Below are 18043 nucleotides of genomic sequence, written 5' to 3'. Positions count from 1 at the left end.
CGGGCGGGTAACGCATCGATCACGAACCTGCCGTGCCGCGTGTTCGTCATCTAGTTTCACGCTCGTCGGACGGTCCCGTCGCGTCCCGGCGCACGGGTCCCACCGACGTCCTCTGCCCGAGAAACGGAGTGGCATGAACAGAAACTCCCGTCCGGGGTCGCGCCGACGACTACTCGTCGCGCTTCCCGTAATCGCCCTCGCGGCCACGTCACTGACCGTGACCGGCAGCGCGGCCGCCCAGTCGTCGTCCCCCACCCCCAGGGCGGTGATCGGGGCCGACGAGCACTACATCAACTACGCCGAGCCCGAGGTGCAGCCGGACACCACCGGTCGTGAGGTCAAGGGCAAGGGTGGCGTCTACACCCCTGCCGCGGAATCCGCGCGCGCGTTCGACCAGAAGCACGCCCGGGGCAACCCGGTGGCGGCCCGGCAGCTCGCCAAGGACGAGGCCAAGTCACTCAAGACGGGCCAGAACCCCCGCAAGTTCAAGAAGGCGCCGACCACGCAGACGGCGAAGTTGCTCACGCTGCTTGTCGAGTTCAACGACAAGGCCAACGACGACTTCACCGACGTGATGGTGCCCAAGACGGTGTTCGAGGACCGGACCTGCGTCCCCGGCACCGTCCAGAACGGCCCGAAGCACAACAAGATCCCAGACCCGGCGCGACTGCCCCACGAGGACAACAACTCGATGTGGGTGCCGGACTTCTCGCCGCAGCACTACAACAAGATGCTCTACAGCAAGAAGGGCATCACCGAGCGGGTCCGCACCGATCTGAAGGGCCCGGACGGCAAGAAGGGCATCGACCTGTCCGGTCGCACCATGCACAACATGTACCTGGAGATGTCCAAGAACGCGTACACGGTGGACGGGCAGGCCAGCCCGTGGATCACCGTGCCGCACTCGGAGGGCTGGTACGCGGCCAACCGCTGCTTCCAGGACGAGACCGGCGCGTGGGTCCCCGGCCGTGAGCAGTCGATGAACGGCCACCCGGACAACCCGGCCGGCGCGGGCCGTCTGGCGACCGACGCGATCGACGCGCTCGTCGCGAAGGACCCGGACTTCCCGTGGGCCGACTACGACATCGAGGACCAGGCCGACCGCGACGGTGACGGCAACGTCTTCGAGCCGGACGGCGTGATCGACCACCTCGTGCTGGTGCACGCCGGTCAGGGCAAGTCGCGCGGCGGCGGCGCCGAGGGTGTGTACGCCGTCTGGGCGCACTCCTCCACGGTCGCCGGCGGGTACACCATCCCGGGCACCAACCTGAAGGCGTCGAACTACATCGTGCAGCCGGAGGACGCCGGTGTCGGTGTCTTCGCCCACGAGTTCGGCCACGACCTGGGCCTGCCGGACCTCTACGACACGTCCGGCAACGCCGACTCCGACGTGGACTTCTGGGACCTGATGGCCTCGGGCTCGCACTCGGGTGAGATCTTCCAGGCGCTGCCGACGCACATGGGCATCTGGGACAAGTGGGTGCTCGGTTGGGCCGACCCGCTGACCATCCGGCCTGGCTCGAACCCCCGCGAGGTGAAGCTCGGCCAGACTTCGCGTACCCCGATCGACTCCGAGGACGGCATCAAGGTCGACCTGCCGGACAAGGTGACGACGCTGGCCACGCCGCACAGCGGCACCAAGATGTGGCACAGCAACAACGACCAGGAGTGGGCGGACGTCAAGCTGAGCCGCTCGGTCGACGTGCCGGCGGCGGCGGACTCGAAGTTCTGGATGTGGAACAACTACATCATCGAGGAGGACTGGGACTACGGCTTCGTCGAGCTCTCGACGGACGGCGGTACGACCTGGACCGAGCAGAAGGTGTACGACGAGTCCGGCACCGTGGTCACCACGCCGGACGGCTACGCCGACCCGAACGGTCGGATGAACGACTTCGGTGGCAAGAAGTACGGCCTGACCGGCAGCACCGACGGCTGGCGGCACGACTACGTCGACCTGTCGGCGTACGCCGGGACGACCGTGCAGGTGCGGCTGCGCCTGGCCACCGACGAGGCGTTCGAGGAGCGCAACTGGTTCGTCGACGACTTCTCGGTCACCGGCGGCGGCGCCACCACCTGGAGTGACGACGTCGAGGGCGGCGACAACGGCTGGACGGCCACCGGCGGCACCTTCGTCGACACCACCGGCGCGGGCTGGAAGGTCTCCACCGGCACCGAGGTGCACGCCCAGTACTACCTGGCGGAGTGGCGCAACTTCGACGGCTTCGACAAGGGCCTCCAGTACGCCTACGACACCATCTACTCGCACGAGGCGTGGAAGGTCGACCGGATCTCCTACAACGCCCCGGGCATGCTGGTCTGGTACCGGGACACCGCGCTCGGCGACGTCAACCACGTCACCGGGCAGATGACCGCGCTGCCCAGCTACGGCGCGAAGGGCGGGTTGCTCATCGTCGACTCGCACTTCGACCCGCTGCGCCGCACCGGCGAGGCGGCCGTGAAGGACCCGTCGGTGACGGACAACCTGCCCAGCCGCCCGCAGTCGTCGAACGCGGCGTTCTCGTTGCAGCGGACGTACCCCTTCACGGAGTGCCTGGAGGCGGCGGACGAGCCGTACAGCGCGTACTGCACGAAGTTCAAGGGGTTGCCGCCGGTGAAGTCGTTCACCGACGCCAAGGGCTGGTACCCGGGCATCGAGATGCGCGACGGTGCCGCGTACGCCCGGGACAACGACGCGTCGGTGGTCCTGCCGTCGCGCGGCAACGCGCCGTACACCACCCGGGTCACCAACCCGGACGGTAGCCCGGCGCCGGAGTTCTACGGCGTGACCCTGGGCGGCGGGGCGATCGTGCTGGGCACCGGTAACCCGGGTGACCAGGGCGTGAACTACGGCGTCTCGCTCACCATCAAGAAGGCGGCGGCTGACAACTCGTCCGCCACGATCTTCGTCACCCCGGCGAAGAAGTAACGGTTTTCCGGTTCGACAACTGACGGTGGGGCCGGTGACGGAGACGTCACCGGCCCCACTGTCGTACATCGATCAGATTGATCGAAATGGGTCGCTGTATACGGGACCGGGCCAATCATCGCTGGTCAGCGTGGCTGATGAAGCCCCGGTATGTGACGGTGGAAAGCATTCCCAACAAAATCTTGCTACAAATCGACGCGCCCGTCTTCCCACCCGTCCCAGCAGTGTCTATGTTCACCATTGGTCCCACTAGTGGGATCGATCTCCCACCGGCCCGTACCCCCGTTGGGCCGGTTCCCTCACACCGGAGGTACCACGTGCGCAAAGTCGCAGTGGGTCTGCTCGGGCTTTCACTGACGGCGACAGGCCTGGCGTTCGGCCCGTCCGCCTCGGCCGCCCCGCAGCCCAAACTGCCGGCGGCAGCACCGGCCGCTGCCGAACCACAGGCGCTGAAGGACGAGCTCCCCGACAAGCTCGAGGACAAGCGCCGCGAGCTGCGTGAGCAGGGTCTCGCCGACGTGCTGAGCGGGCGCAGCAAGCCGATCGAGCGCAACGGCAGCACGGTCGTCAAGGTCGGCGAGGTCGGCAAGACGGGCACCAACGCCAAGGCGCGCTCCGCCGCCGGCGACGGCCAGCAGACCAGGGACCAGTACGTCGAGCTCAAGCGTGAGCGGACCGACAAGATCTTCGTGATCCTGGCCGAGTTCGGTGACGAGCGGCACCCGTCCTACCAGGACAAGGACATGAACCCGGACGTCGCCGGACCGGCGACGTTCGAAGGGCCGCTGCACAACAAGATCCCTGAGCCCAACCGGGCCGTGGACAACTCCACCATCTGGCAGCCGGACTTCAGCCCGGAGCACTTCCGCCAGCTCTACTTCGGCACCAACCCGGGCGACGAGTCGCTCAAGCAGTACTACGAGGCGCAGTCCTCGGGTCGCTACACCGTCGAGGGTGAGGTGACCGACTGGGTCAAGGTCCGGTACAACGAGGCCCGTTACGGTCGCTCCGACGACCCGAAGGCCGACGACGACCCGACCGGCGACCCCGCCGTCTGCGGCGACAACGTCTGCTCCAACACGTGGGCGCTGATCCGCGACGCCGCCAACCAGTGGGTCGCCGACCAGAAGGCCAAGGGCCGGACGGACGCGGAGATCGCCGCGGAGATGAAGTCCTTCGACCAGTGGGACCGGTTCGACTACGACGGTGACGGCGACTTCAACGAGTCGGACGGCTACATCGACCACTTCCAGATCGTCCACTCCGGCGGCGACCAGGCCGACGGTGACCCGCAGCAGGGTGAGGACGCGATCTGGAGCCACCGTTGGTCGGCGTTCAACAGCTCGCCCGTGGGCCCGCCGAACTTCCCGATCGGCGGCACCCAGATCGGCACCACCGGCGTCTGGATCCGCGACTACACGATCCAGCCGGAGAACGGCGGTCGTAGCGTCTTCTACCACGAGTACGGCCACGACCTGGGCCTGCCGGACGACTACGGCCCCGCGGACAACAGCAACGAGCACTGGACCCTGATGGCCCAGAGCCGGCTCGGCGCCAAGAACGACGTCGGCATCGGCGACCGGGGCGGCGACCTCGGCGCGTGGAACAAGCTCCAGCTCGGTTGGCTCGACTACGAGGTGGTCGTGGCGGGGCAGAAGCAGACGCTGCAGCTCGGCCCACAGGAGTACAACTCGAAGGAAGCGCAGGCCGTCGTGGTCGTGCTGCCCAAGCGGGAGTACACCTTCAACTACGGCGCACCGTTCGAGGGCTCCAAGCAGTACTTCTCCGGCAACAAGGACAACCTCGACGGCACCATGACGAGGACGTTCGACCTCACCGGTAAGTCCTCCGCGGCGCTGTCGCTGAAGGGCAAGTACGGCATCGAAGCCGGCTACGACTACCTCTACTTCGAAGCCTCGACGGACGGCGGTCAGACCTGGACCGACCTGGACGGCACGGTCAACGGCCAGCCGATCGGCGTCGACGGTGCCGGTCGCCCGGCCCTCGCCGGCAGCAGCAACGGCGCCTGGGCGGACATCAACATCCCGCTGACCTCGGTCGCCGGCAAGACGGCGCAGGTCCGCCTGCACTACGTCACCGACGGTGGTGTCTCCGAGGGCGGCTTCTTCGGTGACGCGATCACCGTGACCGCCGACGGTCAGACCGTGCTCAGCGACGGTGCCGAAACCGACGCGGGTTGGGCGCTCGACCAGTGGGAGATCGTCGGTGCCACCTACACCGACGAGTTCGACAACTTCTACATCGCCGGCAACCGGTCGTACGTCTCGTACGACAAGTACCTGAAGACCGGCCCGTACTTCTTCGGCTACGCGAACACCCGCCCGGACTGGGTGGACCACTACGCGTACCAGGAGGGCCTGCTCATCTCGTACTGGAACACCCGCTGGGAGGACAACAACACCGCCCCGGCGTCGCCGTCCAACCCGGGTGGTCACCCGGGTGAGGGTCGCAACCTGTACATCGACGCGCACCCGCGCCCGATCTACAACCTGACCGGGGCTCCGTGGCGCGCCCGCGTCCAGGTGTACGACGCACCGTTCAGCCTGAACAAGGCGGACTCGTTCACCCTGCACCTCAACAGCCAGCCGCAGTACATCCGTGGCCAGGCTGCCGAACCGCTGTTCGACGACACCAAGAAGTACTTCTACGAGGAGTTGCCGAACCACGGCGTCAAGCTCCCCGCCACCGGTGTCAAGATCAAGGTTCTGGAGCAGGACGGCACCTCGATGAAGATCCGGATCAGCTGACCCGCTGCTCCCGCAACACCCAGCGACGCCCGGGCAGGCCACCTGCCCGGGCGTCGCCCTTTTGTGGAGCCAGTCCCCTGGAGCCAGTCCCCTGGTGCCGGTCCGGGACAACCCGGGCCTTTCCCCTGTTCAACGCGACCACCAGGGTCGTCGGCGGCAACCGGGTCCTAGGCTGTCTGCCATGACCGACCAGCGCGGCGGAGCCGTCGACGAGTCCTGTGTCCTCACCGAGGGGCCGTGGACGCACCGCTTCGTCGGCGCCAACGGCACCCGGTTCCACGTGGTCGAGGCCGGCACCGGGCCGATGGTGCTCTTCCTGCACGGCTTCCCGGAGCACTGGTGGGCGTGGCACCAGATGCTGCCGGCGGTCGCCGACGCCGGGTTCCGGGCGGTCGCCGTCGACCTGCGCGGTTACGGCGCCAGCGACAAACCACCCCGGGGGTACGACGGCTACACCCTGGCCGCCGACATCGCCGGGCTGATCCGTGCGCTCGGCGAACGGTCGGCGACGATCGTCGGCAGCGGCCTCGGCGGCATGGTGGCCTGGACGGTGGCCTCGTTCCACCCGGCGCTGGTCCGTCGGCTCGTGGTGCTGGGAGCGCCGCACCCGCTGCGGCTGCGCGCCGCCATCTTCGCCGACCCGCGCGGGCAGTTCACCGCGTCCACACCGGCGTTGAAGTTCCAGCTGCCCCGCTACGAACACGTTCTGACCCGCGACGGTGCGGCGGGCGTCGCGGAGATCCTGCACCGCTGGGGCGGGCCGAGCTGGGTGGCGGGGCCGGACTTCGCGGCGTACGCCGAGCGGTGCCGGGAGGCGATGCGCATCCCGCAGGCCGCGTTCTGCGCCCTGGAGGGATACCGGTGGGCGTTCCGCTCGCTGCTGCGGCTGCACGGCTACCGGTTCGTCCGCCTGATGCAGAAGCCGCTGTCCACCCCGACCCTGCAACTGCACGGCGCGCTGGACGTCGCCTCGCTGCCGCGCACCGCGCTCGGCTCCGGCCGCTACGTGGTCGCGCCCTACGAGTGGCGGCTGCTCGACGGGGTGGGGCACTTCCCGCACCTGGAAGCGCCCGACCTGGTGCTCGGTGAGATCCTGCGATGGGCGAAGACCTGACCGGTCAGACCCGCTGCTCCCGTAGGTCGGTGACCTCGGCGGCCGGCGCCCAACCCTGGTAGACGCCGAAGTCGAACACCTCCAGCCGCATCGCCTCCGCCACCGGCCAGCGACCGCCGGTGTACTCCACCCGCAGCCAGGCGTCGTGCTCGCCGAGCACGATGAACGGCTGCCCCTTCCAGGTGCAGGTGGTCCGCACGTACGCCAGGTCCTCGATCTCACTCGCCGGCAGTACCCGGACGTACCGGCCCACGCGGACCTCCTCGAAGCCCTCGCCCGGCTCGGGCTGGTAGAGGCGGATGTCGTCGCCGTCCGGGCTGGCCTGGTATTCCCGGCCCTGCCAACGGGCCACGTAGCCGTCGCGCATCACGCCTCACCGACCCGTCGCCAGAGCACCGTGTCGGTGTCGAGTTCCGCCACCACCCGCTCGGTGCCGTCCGCGCCGATCCGCCAGAGCTGCGCGCCGTGCGGGAGGCGCGCGCTGTCCACCTTGAACTCCGCCACCACGTCGCTGCTCTCGCCCGGGGCGAAGCCGTTGCCCCGGAACGGGGGACGCTCGATGACCCAGCCCTCCATGGCTCGCATCGCCGGTTCGTTCTGACCGCCGTACGGAATCCGGTACAGGCTCGGCCGGTGCGCCGGCCAGCGCAGCACGTAGATCTCCTCGGCGTCCCGGGAGAACGGCGAGCCGGGGTAGCTGAGGCCGAGCGCGTCGTGCACCTGCGCCGGCGTGGTCAGGTGCGCCAACTCACCGGCCCGGTGCACGAAGCCGGAGACCCGGTCGTACCCCCGATCGAGGTAGTAGGCGAGCTGGGAGGGCGCGATCGCCTTCTGCATGACCGTCGGTCGGGTCGGGTCGACCGCCGCCGGCGCGTACCGGGGGCGGGCGGTGGGCTCCGCCGCGGCCGGCGCTTCCTCCGGGTCCACCTCCAGGTCGTCACCGAGCCCCACCTCGGCGGCCCAGTTGGCCAACGCGACGATCTGCTCACCGGGCAGCTTGGCACCGACAGGGGTGCCCGGGTTGACGGCGAACGACCAGTCCTCGTCCGGCCAGCGCCGGATCAGTTGGGCGAACTTCACCCGGACCGTGTCGACGTCACCCTCGAAGTGGTCGGCGAGACGCTCCGGGGACGTGTAGACCACCACGTACGTCTCGCCGTCGAGCTGCGCCGTACGCCAGACGAAGCCCACATCCCCGGGGCGGCTTCCGCGCAGCGAATCCGGTGCCGCCGGCAGCAGGACCCGGGCCAGCAGCAGGGTGGACAGGAACGTGTCGGTGCTGCCGGAGCCGGCGGCACCGAGCAGGTCCTCCTCGACCGTGTTGGCCGGCTCGAACTCGGCCGCCGCCGGGTCGTCGGCCGGCGGGAGCTGCCTGTCGCCGTCCGCGCTGCGGCTCTCGCCAGCAGCGGGCAGATCGTGGCTCGGCAGGCCGACCGACGGGCCGTCGATGTCGGCGTGACCAGCACCGACCGGGCTGTCGGCGCGGACACCGGCGGGCTCCGTCGGAACGGTGGGGCGCGGGGTGGACGGGCTCGGCACCGGCTGCGTCGGGCTGAACGACGGCGGGCCGAACATGCTCGGCTCGGAGGACGTCGAGCCGAACGGCGGCGGTGCGGCGTCGGCCGGGCCGCTGGGCCGGCTGGCGGTGGCGGCCGGACCGCTGGTCTCGACCGGGCCGGTGAGGTCGCGGGACTCGATGATGGTGCCCTCGATGACGATGGGCGTGAAGCCGCGGCGCGGCGCGGGCGGGCCGGACACCGGCTCCGCAGCCGACGTCGACAACTCCTCCGCCCGCGCGTACGGGCTCGGCCGGTCGCGGGGGATCGCCTGGGTCTCCTCGGGCGGAGGGCTGGGCCGCTCCGACACCCGGGTCAGTGGCGGTTCACCTGTCATCCGGAAGGCGCGGGTGGGCTCCTCCGCCGGCAGGTCGGGCCGGCGTGGAGGCAGCGGCTGGGTGACCTCCTCAGCGGACGCCGGTGCGCGTACGCCCCGGGACACGCCGAGGTCGGCCGCCGGCTGCCGGAACGGCCGGGTGGCGTCCGGATCGCCCATCGGGAAGGCCCGGGTCGCGGTCTCGTCGACTGGCGCATCGGCCGGGCGGCGGCGCGGGAAGGGCTGGCTGCCTCGCCCGAAGCGCGTCGGCGGGGCCGCCCGGTCACCGGTACGACCTCCGCCCGCGCTCGGGTCGGGTCCGCGATCCCGGGCGGTGCTGGGTTCGAAGAAGGAGCGGCGGGCACCCAGGGGTTGACCATTGCCATTGCCGTTGCCCCCGGCGGGGCCGTTGTCGCCCGACCGGTCCGCTGCGGGCCAGCCCACGCCGGGCCTTGGCTGGTCGATGCCGGGATGGTCGGCGGGCGTCAACGGTGCGAACCGGGACGGCCGGCCGGTGCGGGGCAGGGCGCCCGGGCGCGGCGGCTCGGTCGGTTGGCGCTGACCGGCGGCGGGCAGGTCCTCCTCGCCGGGTCGGCGCGACGGCTCGGCAGGGCTGGGCGTGCGGGACGCGGGGCCCGGCACAGAGGGCGCACCCACCCGGGGCGCCGCACCCCACGCGGGCCGCCGAGGAGGAATCGAGGAAGGTGGAATCGGGGCAGGAGGAACGGGGGCGGCGGGAACCGGGGGAGGCGGACTCGGGGCGGGCGCGGTCGCGTCGGACCCGACCGACGACGCACCCGCAGCCGAGGGTCGGCCAGCGGCTGGCGCGGCGTCCCGGCCAGGCGACCCGGCCCGGGTGCGGGCGAGGGTCTCCGCCCGTTCCAGACGGGCACGGGCACCCATGGCACGGCCGGGCAGCCGCACGTCCCCCCGGGAAAGTTGCGCAACGAACCAGGCCGGCAGGTAACCCTCGACCGGCAGGCCAGGGTTGACGGCGAGCCACCACTCCTGGTTGGGCCAGCCGACCGCGAGGTCGGCGAAGGGGACGCGTCGGTTGCTGCCCGGATGATCGCCGAGGCACGCCCGCAGCGCGGCGGAGGAGGTGAAGGCCAGAACGTGCGTCCGACCGCCGGTGGTCCAGGTGCCCCAGCCGGCGGGTGGCTGGCCGGGCTGCGTCGGGGCGGAGACCGGCAACAGCAGGTCGGTGCGGGACAGAAGCCGGAAGTAGAGCTCCTGGTCGTTGGCGTGCAGCGCGTCGCGCATCGCCACCTCGGCCTCCGTGGCCGGCTCCCATTCGGTCACGGCCACCTCCCCTTCCGAGAACAGGCCACAGGTATCGCGTACAACCTACAAGGTGGTATCAAGATCACAATGGCTGGCCGTCGACGGTCCGCCGGGACGCGGGTGAGGCGATAACATCCCGTCCCGGAGCCGACACGATACGGAGGCTGTCGATGTCTCGATCGATCACGCGCCCGGTCCTCGCAGGTCTGGCCGTCGGCCTCCTGACCGTACCGGCCCTCCCGGCCGTCGCCGCCACCGCCGGGCTGCGCATGGTGCCGGCCTGCGCGACCTCCCTCGCCCCGGCCCGGCCGGTCACCGCCGCACCCTGGCCACAGCAACGGTACGACCCCACCCGGCTCGCGCCGCTGGCCACCGGTGCCGGGGTGACCGTCGCGGTGGTCGACTCCGGGGTGGATCGGGTGCACCCCCAACTGGCCGAGCGCGTGCTGGCCGGCACCGACCTGCTCGACGCCGGCGGGGACGGCAGCCGGGACTGCGCCGGACACGGCACCGGAGTGGCGAGCATCATCGCGGCGGCACCCCGCCCCGGGGTCGCCTTCCACGGTCTCGCACCGGATGCCCGGATCCTGCCGGTGCGGGTGAGTGAGCAGCAGGTGGTGCAGGGGCGGGAGTCGGGGCGTACGGTCAGCGCCGACGAGTTCGCCCGGGCCATCCGCTGGGCCGTCGACCACGACGCCGACGTGGTGAACCTGTCCGTGGTGTTGTACGCGGACGACCCCGAGGTGCGCTCGGCCGTGCGGTACGCGGTCGACCGCGACGTCGTGTTGGTGGCCGCCGCCGGCAACCTGCACGACAACGGCGACCCCCGACCGTTCCCCGCTGGTTACGACGGGGTGCTCGGCGTGGGGGCGATCAGGGCGGACGGCGGGCGGGCGGCCTTCTCGCAGACCGGCCCGTACGTCGACCTGGTGGCGCCGGGCAGCGAGGTGCTGACCGCCGCACCCGGCGCCGGCCACCACCGGGTCGAGGGCACCAGTTACGCGGCACCCTTCGTGGCCGCCACCGCCGCGCTGCTGCGCGAGTACCGGCCGGAGCTGACCGCCGCCCAGGTGGCGGAGCGGATCATCGCCACCGCCGACCCGGCTCCGGGCACGGGCCAGGGCGGCGGGTACGGCGCCGGCGTGCTGAACCCTTACCGGGCGGTCACCGAGACCGGCGGCAGCCGTGCGGCCGGCCCTCGGCAGGTCACCGCGCTCGCCGACGACCGAGCCGACCCGGCGGTGCTCGCCCGCCAGACCCGGAGGGCGTCGGCACGGGATCGCGCCCTGCTGGTCGGCGCGGTGGTCGGCACGACGGCGGCCACCGTGGTGCTGCTCGCCCTGGTGGTGCCCCGCGGTGCCCGCCGACGCTGGCGTCCAGCCGGCGAGGCCTGACTCCGCGAGCCCACCGGCCCGGCCCGACTCCGTCAGCGCACTGCCCAGAGCTGACTCCGCCGGCACACCGCCCAGAGCTGACTCCGTCAGCACACCGCCCTGGCCGCTACGGCGCAGTGGCCGGGGCACCGACCTGGACATGGTCAGCGCTCCCGGCCCACCGCGCTCACTGGAACAGCCCGGTGTTCTTCTTTTCCGTGTCCAGATAGTCGGAGGCGGAGTCACCCACCGCCAACTTGATGTCCCGCAGCATCGCCTGGAGGTCCTGGGAGGCGGACCGCCACCGTGCCTGCCGCTGTTCGTAGGCCTGGCGGGCTTCGCCCGTCCAGCTCGCCACCAGCGGGGCGGCATCGCGTTCGAGTTGGCCGAGTTGCGAGTCGAGCCTGTTCAGCGCCTTCTGGATGTCCGCGCCGGCCTGCTGAAGCGCGGCGAAGTTGACGACCAGCACACCATGGTCCATCGGATTTCCTCCCGGGCGGGATCAGAGCGGCAGTTGGATGCCGCCGCGGTTGGTGCCGGCTACCCGGCTGGCGACCTCGTCGTCGGACACGTCGTACTGTCGGCCGGCGGTGCGGATCGCGCCGGCGGTCTCGCGCAACGCCCGGTGCAGCGCCGCCTGGTCCTGCGACCACTGCTGCTTGACCTGCTCGAACGATCGACCACCGGCACCACGCCAGGCCTGCTGCAACACCTCCAGCTCGGCCAGCAGGCCGGTCAGCATGGATTGCAACGACTGGTCGACCTGCTCGAACTTCGCGGCTGTCTGCTGCATCACCGCGGCTTCCGCCTGCGTCTGGGACACCCGGACGTCACCTCGTCTCTCCGATCGCACCTGGCTCTCGACGCGGCCACCCTGGGGACGCGTCGTCCGCTTGGCCCGGCCGTCGAGCACTGAGACACGGGTCAGCGACGAACTTCGTGGCTGACGGTAGCGACCTCGTAGCAGTTCTGCTACCCCCTGCGGCTCCCCTGTGGACAACCACGGCAGCCATCGGTCACTTACGATGTGCTGCAGCCACGTCGCGGCGCGTGACGACCACCCGAGGACGATCGGCCGCCCGTGCGACACGGTCCCACAGGTCGAGGAGGCGCGGTGCCGGCGATCACCACCGGAGGGCCGCACCGGGCGACACCGGCCCGGTCCGGGCCAGACACCCTGCCGCCGGCGCTCGACCCGGGCCGCCCCACCGATCGCAGCCCGGGCTTCGCCGACCAGCGGGCACCTCGTCGCCGATCGGCGCCCGACCGGTGGGCATCATCCGGCCCGGGCTCCGGGGTGCGGGTGCGCGCCGGTCAACTGGTCACCGCACAGGTCGCGGCAGCGTTGGTCCTCACCGCCCTCGGCCGGCCCGCGCCGGTCATCGCGGCGGCGACACTTGTCGCCGTGCTGCTGGTGGCAGTGACCGTGGTCCGGGTCCGGGGCCGGTGGCTCTTCGAGTGGCTGGGCACCGCCGCCGAGCACGTGACCCGTCGCCGGGAGCTGCCCGGGCCGGCCGGGGCAGCCGAACTGCTCGAACTGGTCGCTCCGGGCACCGTCGTCGGTTCGACGGAGCTGACCGGTGGGCCCGCGGCGGTGCTGGAGGACACCGCGGGAATGGTGGTGCTGCTGGAACTCGGCGACCCCGGCGATCTGCTCGGCGACGCGTCCCGGGCCGTTCCCGCGCCGTCCGTCCTGCTGCCTCCGGCCGGGCCGGACGTGCCCCCGCTGCGGGTCCAACTGCTGCTCACCGGGGCGCCGGCGCCGGTGCCAGCGGCGGCCGGCACGGTCGGCACGTCGTACCGGCAGCTCACCGACGGGCGGCTCGCCGGTCGGGAACGGGCGGTGGTCGCGGTTCGGGTGCTGCGGGTGGACGGCTGGTCCGGAGAGGACCTGCGCCGGGTGCTCGCCGGCACGGTACGCCGGATCGTCCGCCGGCTCGGGTCGCTGACCGCGCGGCCACTCGGCGTGCCTGCGGCGCTGCGCGTGCTGGGCGAGCTGGCCCATCACGACGGCCATCCGGTGCGGGAGTCCTGGCCCGCGCTTCGGTCCGGCGCTCTGTTCCAGGCCACCTTCCGGCTGGTCCGCTGGCCGGACGGCGCGGGTGGACGGCGACTGGTGCCCCGGCTGCTCGCGTTGCCGGTGACCGCGACAACCGTGTCGATCTCCGCGGGCCCGACCCCGACCACCTCCGGCGTCGGGGTGCCGACCGAGTTGACCGTCCGCCTCGCCGCCAGCACGGCGACCGAGCTGGCCGCAGCCGCCGAGGCGTTGACGCGCCTGGTGACCGACCTGGGCGGGGAGCTGCGGCGGCTCGACGGCGCGCACCTGAGCGGGCTCGGCGTGACGCTGCCGTTGGCGCTGACCACCCGCGCAGCGCAGACCCGCCATGGGATTGACGACTGGGAGCTCACCCTGGGCGACGCGGGCATGATGGTCGGCACGAACCGGCACGGCGGAGCCGTCACCGTACGACTGTTCCGACCGGAGGGCACCCGGGTGCTGCTGGTCGGCGGGGTGCGCGCCGCCCAGTTGGTGGCCCTGCGCGCCCTGGCCCTCGGTGCGCTCGTGGTGGTGCAGACCTCCCGGCCGCGCGCCTGGGAGCCGTTCGTCCGGGGTGTGGGTGCGCCGGGCGGGACGATCCCGTTGATCCCGCCCGGTCGACCGGTGGCCGACGGGGTGGGCAGTGCGCTGCGCCCGTTGCTGCTGGTCGTCGACGCGGGGCCGGTGCCGGCCGACGCCGAGCCGGGTCCGCCGTGGCGGGCCACTCTGGTGGTACGCGACGAGCTGACGCCGGCGGACGTGGACGCGTTGAGCCGGGCCGACCTGGCGTTGCTGCAACCACTGAACGCCACCGAGGCCGCACTGGCCGGCACCGCGCTGGGGCTCGGTGGGTCGGCCGAGTGGCTGACCCGGATCCGGGACGACATGGTGGCCGTGGTCAACCGCAGGGCGCTGCGCTGGGCACTACTCTCCCCCACTCCGATCGAGTCGCAACTGATCGGGCGACCGGGGCGCAGCTGATCCAGCAGGATGGTCAACTGCCGGGTTACGTCGGTGCGCGGTCCGTGGCACGATCCCCGCCATGGGTTTTCTGAACGGTCTGCTGATTCGGCTGGCCAGCACAGCGCTGGCTTTCTGGCTGGCCACACTCCTTATCCCGGGCATCTCTCTGGAGTCGAACTCGGCTGTCGAGACGGTGACCACGCTGCTCCTGGTGGCGGTGATCTTCGGCGTGGTCAACGCGGTTCTCCAGCCGGTCATCAAGACGGTCGGCTGCGGCTTCTACCTGCTGACGCTGGGTCTCATCGCGCTGGTGGTGAACGGGCTGCTGTTCCTTCTCACCAGTTGGATCGCGGACCAGGCCGGGCTGCCGTTCACTGTGGACGGTTTCTGGCCGGCCGCCGTGCTCGGTGCCCTCTTCGTGAGCATCGTGACCTGGATCCTGGGCGCCGTCCTCGACCGGGACTGACCGCCGACCAGATCGGCCCGTCCCGGTTTCCCGCCGGGGCGGGCCGCTGACCACCTTTCGGGAATTGGCCGCCGTGAGTGCCCACCTCGGCGGTTAGCGTCACGTGGTGTTCTCACTGACCCGCGCCGACGGCCATCTGCTCAGCACCGACCCCGCCCGGCTCGATCTGGAGCTGGTGCACCACTGGTTGTCGACCGACGCGTACTGGGCACTCGGGCGGGACCGGGCCGTGACCGAGCGGGCGTTCGCCGGCTCGCTGCCGTTCGGCGTCTACCGGCCCGAGGACGGCCGCCAGGTGGCGGTGGCCCGGGTGGTCACCGACGGCGCCACCTTCGCCTGGCTCTGCGACGTGTACGTCGACCGCGCGGCCCGGGGTCGCGGCCTGGGCGGATGGTTGGTAGGCGCAGCCCGTGACCACCTGGCCGAGCTGGGCGTACTCCGGATCCTGCTGATCACCAACGACGCACACCAGGTGTACGCGAGGGAGGGCTTCACGCCGTTGGCGGCCCCGGAGCGGTGGATGAACCTCGACCGGCGCCCACCGGTGACCCCGGTCACCGGAAAGGAACAAGGAGGCGGTACGCCCCTTACGGTAAAGGCGTGACGCCTCTCCGCCTGGGATACCTCTACGGCCTCGGCGCGTACCTGCTCTGGGGTTTCTTTCCGCTCTACCTCAAGCTGCTACGGCCGGCCGGCCCGCTGGAGATCCTGGCCCACCGGGTCATCTGGTCGGTGGTGTTCGTGGCGCTGCTGCTGGGCGCGCTGCGCAATGTCGGCTTCCTGCGGGCGCTGCTACGTCGCCCCTGGGCGATGGCCGGGATGGTCGCCGCCGCCGCGCTGATCGCGATCAACTGGGGCACCTACATCTACGGGGTCAACTCCGGTCGGGTGGTGGAGACCGCGCTGGGCTACTTCATCAACCCGCTGGTGGTGGTGCTGCTCGGCGTGACGGTGCTGCGGGAGCGGCTACGCCCGGCGCAGTGGGCGGCGCTGGGGATCGGTGCGTCGGCGGTCGTGGTGCTCACCGTGGACTACGGCCGGCTGCCCTGGCTGGCGTTGACCCTGGCGTTCAGCTTCGCCGGCTACGGCCTGGTCAAGAAGCGGCTGGGGCTGCCGCCGGCGGAGGGGCTCTTCGTCGAGTCCGCGGTGCTGGCGCTGCCGGCGCTGGGTTACCTCGCCTGGCTGACCGCGAGGGCCGACTCGACCTTCGGCCACGTCTCGGCCGGGCACACCGCGCTGCTGGTGCTGGCCGGTGCGGCCACGGCGATCCCGCTGCTGATGTTCGCCGGGGCGGCCAACCGGCTGCCGCTGAGCAGCCTCGGCATGGTCCAGTATCTGGCGCCGATCCTGCAGCTCGGCTGCGGTGTGCTGATCTTCCACGAACCGATGCCACCGGCCCGCCTGGCCGGCTTCGCACTGGTCTGGCTGGCCCTGATCGTCTTCACCGCCGACGCCGTCCGCACCTCCCGCAGAACCCGATCCCGCCAAACCGGACCTGCCGCCGATCATGGAGTCGTGGTGCCCGCCCGGCCATAGTTCGGGCGACTTGTTACCGAAGTCGGCGGCCTGGCGGCGGTCGGACCCCCCACGCCCCACGCCCCACGCCCCACGCCCCACGCCCCACGCCCCACGCCCCACGCCCCACGCCCCACGCCCCACGCCCCACGCCCCACGCCCCACGCCCAAGATCCGAACAACATCCCCGATGTTGCTGCCTCCGACACGCACGAGACACCAACATCCCCGATGTTGCGCGGATCTTGGCGACGCGCACACGGCGCGGGCGACGCGCACACGGCGCGGGCGACGCGCACACGGCGCGGCGGGGCGGGGCGGGGCCGGGTTAGGGGACGGCGTAGGTGAGGAGGGGGGTGCCGTCGGCTTTCTGCAGCTCCACGCTGGCCAGCTCGGCGTCGGTGAACCTCGTGGCACCGGTGAAGCTGAGGTCGTCACCGGGGGCCGCGAGCCAGGATCCGATCTGCTCGGTGGCGCCGTTCGGGCCACGCGCCACCAGTCGGAACGGGTACGCCTTGCCGTAGCTCGTCCGCGCGTCGTACCCGCAACGCATGGTCACCCGGGTGCCCCACTTGGTGCCGACCAGCCCGATGTCGGCGTGCACCGGTCCAGCAGCCGCCACCGGGCGCATGGCGACCATCGACACCTGCGGGCCCGGGGTGCCCTGTGCCCCTGGGGGCGGCGCGACCGGTCGGGGCAGCACCGCAGCCGTACCGACACCGACGACCAGGGCCAGCCCGGCGGCGGCCAGGGTGGTCAACGCGTACCGTCGCCGGTCCGCGGAGCGTTGCCGACGCCGGCGACGCCGGGCCTCGTCGAGCAGCGCGGGCACCCGGGGCGGGGCCGGCGGGGGCAGGATCTGCTCCAATCCCGCCGGGTCGAGGCGCCCGAGCAACCCGGGCAGCACGGCGATCTCGGCGACCGACTCCCGGCAGGAGGCGCAGCCGGAGAGGTGCCGCTCGTAGGCCGCCCGTTCGGCGGGAGCCAAGGCACCCAGCACGTACGCGCCGTCGTCGTAGGCGAACTCGCACCGGGTCATCCCGTCACCCCCATCTCGGCCAGGACCAACCGTAGAGACCGCAACGCGTAGTGGGTGCGGGACTTGACGGTCCCCGGCGGTACGCCCAGGCGGGACGCCGCCTCGGCCACCGACCGCCCCTGGTAGAAGCATTCGACAAGCACTTCCCGGTGGGTCGGGCTGAGTCGGTTCAGCGCCTCGGCGACGGTCCACGCCTCTACCGCCCGCTCGGCCTCGTCGATCACCTCCGGCGGTTCGGGCAGGTCGTCGGTGAACACCTCACCCACCCGGGTGGAGCGTCGCCGCCAGGCGTCGATGGCCAGGTTGCGGGCGGTGGTGAACAGCCAGGACCGCACCGAGCCGCGCTTCGGGTCGAGGGACTCCGGGTGTCGCCAGGCCCGCAGCAGCGTCTCCTGCACCAGGTCCTCGGCGCGCTGCCGATCACCGTTGACCAGCCGCAGGGCATGGGCGTACAGCGCCTCCGCGTGCTCGTCGTGCAGCGCGCGCAGCAGTTGGGCGTCGTGGTCGCTGATGGCAGTCTCCTCGCTTCCGGCGCGCGTCCGGCGTTGCGTCCGCCCGTGAATACGTGCGGTCACGCCGAACGGTTCAGCCCGAGGTCAGACGGTTGCCGCCCGGAGAGGTGTTCATGCCGGGTTCACATCGCGGCCGACGAGCGCTCACCACGTCCTCCTAGCGTCCG

At 71.6% G+C, this 18043-nt stretch carries 14 protein-coding genes; 8 read left to right on the top strand and 6 right to left on the bottom strand.

Annotation, left to right across the window (positions count from 1 at the left end; translation table 11 throughout):
- The first annotated feature begins 133 nt into the window (after positions 1–133).
- The 3 genes from ABGB10_RS25790 to ABGB10_RS25780 all read left to right on the top strand — a co-directional run bounded on the left by ABGB10_RS25790 (position 134) and on the right by ABGB10_RS25780 (position 6811).
- Positions 134–2929, top strand: coding sequence for an immune inhibitor A domain-containing protein (locus ABGB10_RS25790; RefSeq protein ID WP_347663536.1), 2796 nt, complete (start codon positions 134–136; stop codon positions 2927–2929).
- A 332-nt stretch (positions 2930–3261) separates the two neighbouring features.
- Complete coding sequence (locus ABGB10_RS25785) at positions 3262–5697, top strand: immune inhibitor A domain-containing protein (RefSeq protein ID WP_347663562.1); 2436 nt, start codon at positions 3262–3264, stop codon at positions 5695–5697.
- 181 nt (positions 5698–5878) lie between these two features.
- Positions 5879–6811: an alpha/beta hydrolase gene (locus tag ABGB10_RS25780; RefSeq protein ID WP_347663535.1), complete on the top strand. Its 933-nt coding sequence runs from the start codon at positions 5879–5881 to the stop codon at positions 6809–6811.
- Between the two features lie 4 nt (positions 6812–6815).
- Here ABGB10_RS25780 and ABGB10_RS25775 read toward each other — a convergent pair whose 3' ends face one another.
- Both ABGB10_RS25775 and ABGB10_RS25770 read right to left on the bottom strand, forming a co-directional pair.
- Complete coding sequence (locus ABGB10_RS25775) at positions 6816–7181, bottom strand: hypothetical protein (RefSeq protein ID WP_347663534.1); 366 nt, start codon at positions 7179–7181, stop codon at positions 6816–6818.
- A complete protein-coding gene (locus ABGB10_RS25770; protein ID WP_347663533.1) occupies positions 7178–9985 on the bottom strand; it encodes an SseB family protein in 2808 nt (935 codons plus the stop codon). The genes ABGB10_RS25775 and ABGB10_RS25770 overlap by 4 nt, the downstream gene beginning before the upstream one ends.
- A gap of 152 nt (positions 9986–10137) precedes the next feature.
- Here ABGB10_RS25770 and mycP point away from each other — a divergent pair, with 152 nt between their 5' ends.
- The gene (gene mycP / locus ABGB10_RS25765) at positions 10138–11361 is read left to right on the top strand and encodes a type VII secretion-associated serine protease mycosin (RefSeq protein ID WP_347663532.1); all 1224 of its coding nucleotides are present in this window, start codon (positions 10138–10140) and stop codon (positions 11359–11361) included.
- A gap of 166 nt (positions 11362–11527) precedes the next feature.
- On the opposite strand, the gene ABGB10_RS25760 is transcribed toward mycP, so the two are convergent.
- Positions 11528–11821 (bottom strand): WXG100 family type VII secretion target, encoded by a 294-nt coding sequence (locus ABGB10_RS25760; protein ID WP_278137018.1) that lies wholly within the window; start codon positions 11819–11821, stop codon positions 11528–11530.
- A 21-nt stretch (positions 11822–11842) separates the two neighbouring features.
- A complete protein-coding gene (locus ABGB10_RS25755; RefSeq protein WP_238645909.1) occupies positions 11843–12163 on the bottom strand; it encodes a WXG100 family type VII secretion target in 321 nt (106 codons plus the stop codon).
- Positions 12164–12454: 291 nt separating this feature from the next.
- On the opposite strand from ABGB10_RS25755, the gene eccE reads away from it, so the two are divergent.
- The 4 genes from eccE to rarD all read left to right on the top strand — a co-directional run bounded on the left by eccE (position 12455) and on the right by rarD (position 16346).
- A complete protein-coding gene (gene eccE / locus ABGB10_RS25750) occupies positions 12455–14362 on the top strand; it encodes a type VII secretion protein EccE (RefSeq protein WP_347663531.1) in 1908 nt (635 codons plus the stop codon).
- A 61-nt stretch (positions 14363–14423) separates the two neighbouring features.
- Positions 14424–14810 (top strand): phage holin family protein, encoded by a 387-nt coding sequence (locus tag ABGB10_RS25745; RefSeq protein ID WP_347663530.1) that lies wholly within the window; start codon positions 14424–14426, stop codon positions 14808–14810.
- A gap of 106 nt (positions 14811–14916) precedes the next feature.
- Positions 14917–15414: a GNAT family N-acetyltransferase gene (locus ABGB10_RS25740; protein ID WP_347663529.1), complete on the top strand. Its 498-nt coding sequence runs from the start codon at positions 14917–14919 to the stop codon at positions 15412–15414.
- Positions 15411–16346: an EamA family transporter RarD gene (gene rarD, locus ABGB10_RS25735; protein ID WP_347663528.1), complete on the top strand. Its 936-nt coding sequence runs from the start codon at positions 15411–15413 to the stop codon at positions 16344–16346. The genes ABGB10_RS25740 and rarD overlap by 4 nt, the downstream gene beginning before the upstream one ends.
- Positions 16347–16653: 307 nt before the next feature.
- On the opposite strand, the gene ABGB10_RS25730 is transcribed toward rarD, so the two are convergent.
- Both ABGB10_RS25730 and ABGB10_RS25725 read right to left on the bottom strand, forming a co-directional pair.
- The gene (locus ABGB10_RS25730) at positions 16654–17364 is read right to left on the bottom strand and encodes a zf-HC2 domain-containing protein (RefSeq protein ID WP_347663527.1); all 711 of its coding nucleotides are present in this window, start codon (positions 17362–17364) and stop codon (positions 16654–16656) included.
- Positions 17361–17876 (bottom strand): sigma-70 family RNA polymerase sigma factor, encoded by a 516-nt coding sequence (locus ABGB10_RS25725; RefSeq protein ID WP_088986748.1) that lies wholly within the window; start codon positions 17874–17876, stop codon positions 17361–17363. Before ABGB10_RS25725 ends, ABGB10_RS25730 begins: the two co-directional genes overlap by 4 nt.
- Between the last annotated feature and the right edge of the window lie 167 nt (positions 17877–18043).

The sequence above is a fragment of the Micromonospora sp. B9E7 genome (genome assembly GCF_039871815.1).
GTDB lineage: Bacteria > Actinomycetota > Actinomycetes > Mycobacteriales > Micromonosporaceae > Micromonospora.
The sequence above is the reverse complement of the archived record's forward strand: the minus strand, read 5'-3'. Positions and strand labels throughout refer to the sequence as shown.

What these genes read in the sequence shown, in the direction of transcription:
- ABGB10_RS25780 (WP_347663535.1), top strand. Translation starts at nt 5,879, where the DNA reads ATGACCGACCAGCGCGGCGGAGCCGTCGACGAGTCCTGTGTCCTCACC.
- mycP (WP_347663532.1), top strand. Translation starts at nt 10,138, where the DNA reads ATGTCTCGATCGATCACGCGCCCGGTCCTCGCAGGTCTGGCCGTCGGC.
- ABGB10_RS25730 (WP_347663527.1), bottom strand. Translation starts at nt 17,364, where the DNA reads ATGACCCGGTGCGAGTTCGCCTACGACGACGGCGCGTACGTGCTGGGT.
- ABGB10_RS25790 (WP_347663536.1), top strand. Translation starts at nt 134, where the DNA reads ATGAACAGAAACTCCCGTCCGGGGTCGCGCCGACGACTACTCGTCGCG.
- ABGB10_RS25745 (WP_347663530.1), top strand. Translation starts at nt 14,424, where the DNA reads ATGGGTTTTCTGAACGGTCTGCTGATTCGGCTGGCCAGCACAGCGCTG.
- ABGB10_RS25760 (WP_278137018.1), bottom strand. Translation starts at nt 11,821, where the DNA reads ATGGACCATGGTGTGCTGGTCGTCAACTTCGCCGCGCTTCAGCAGGCC.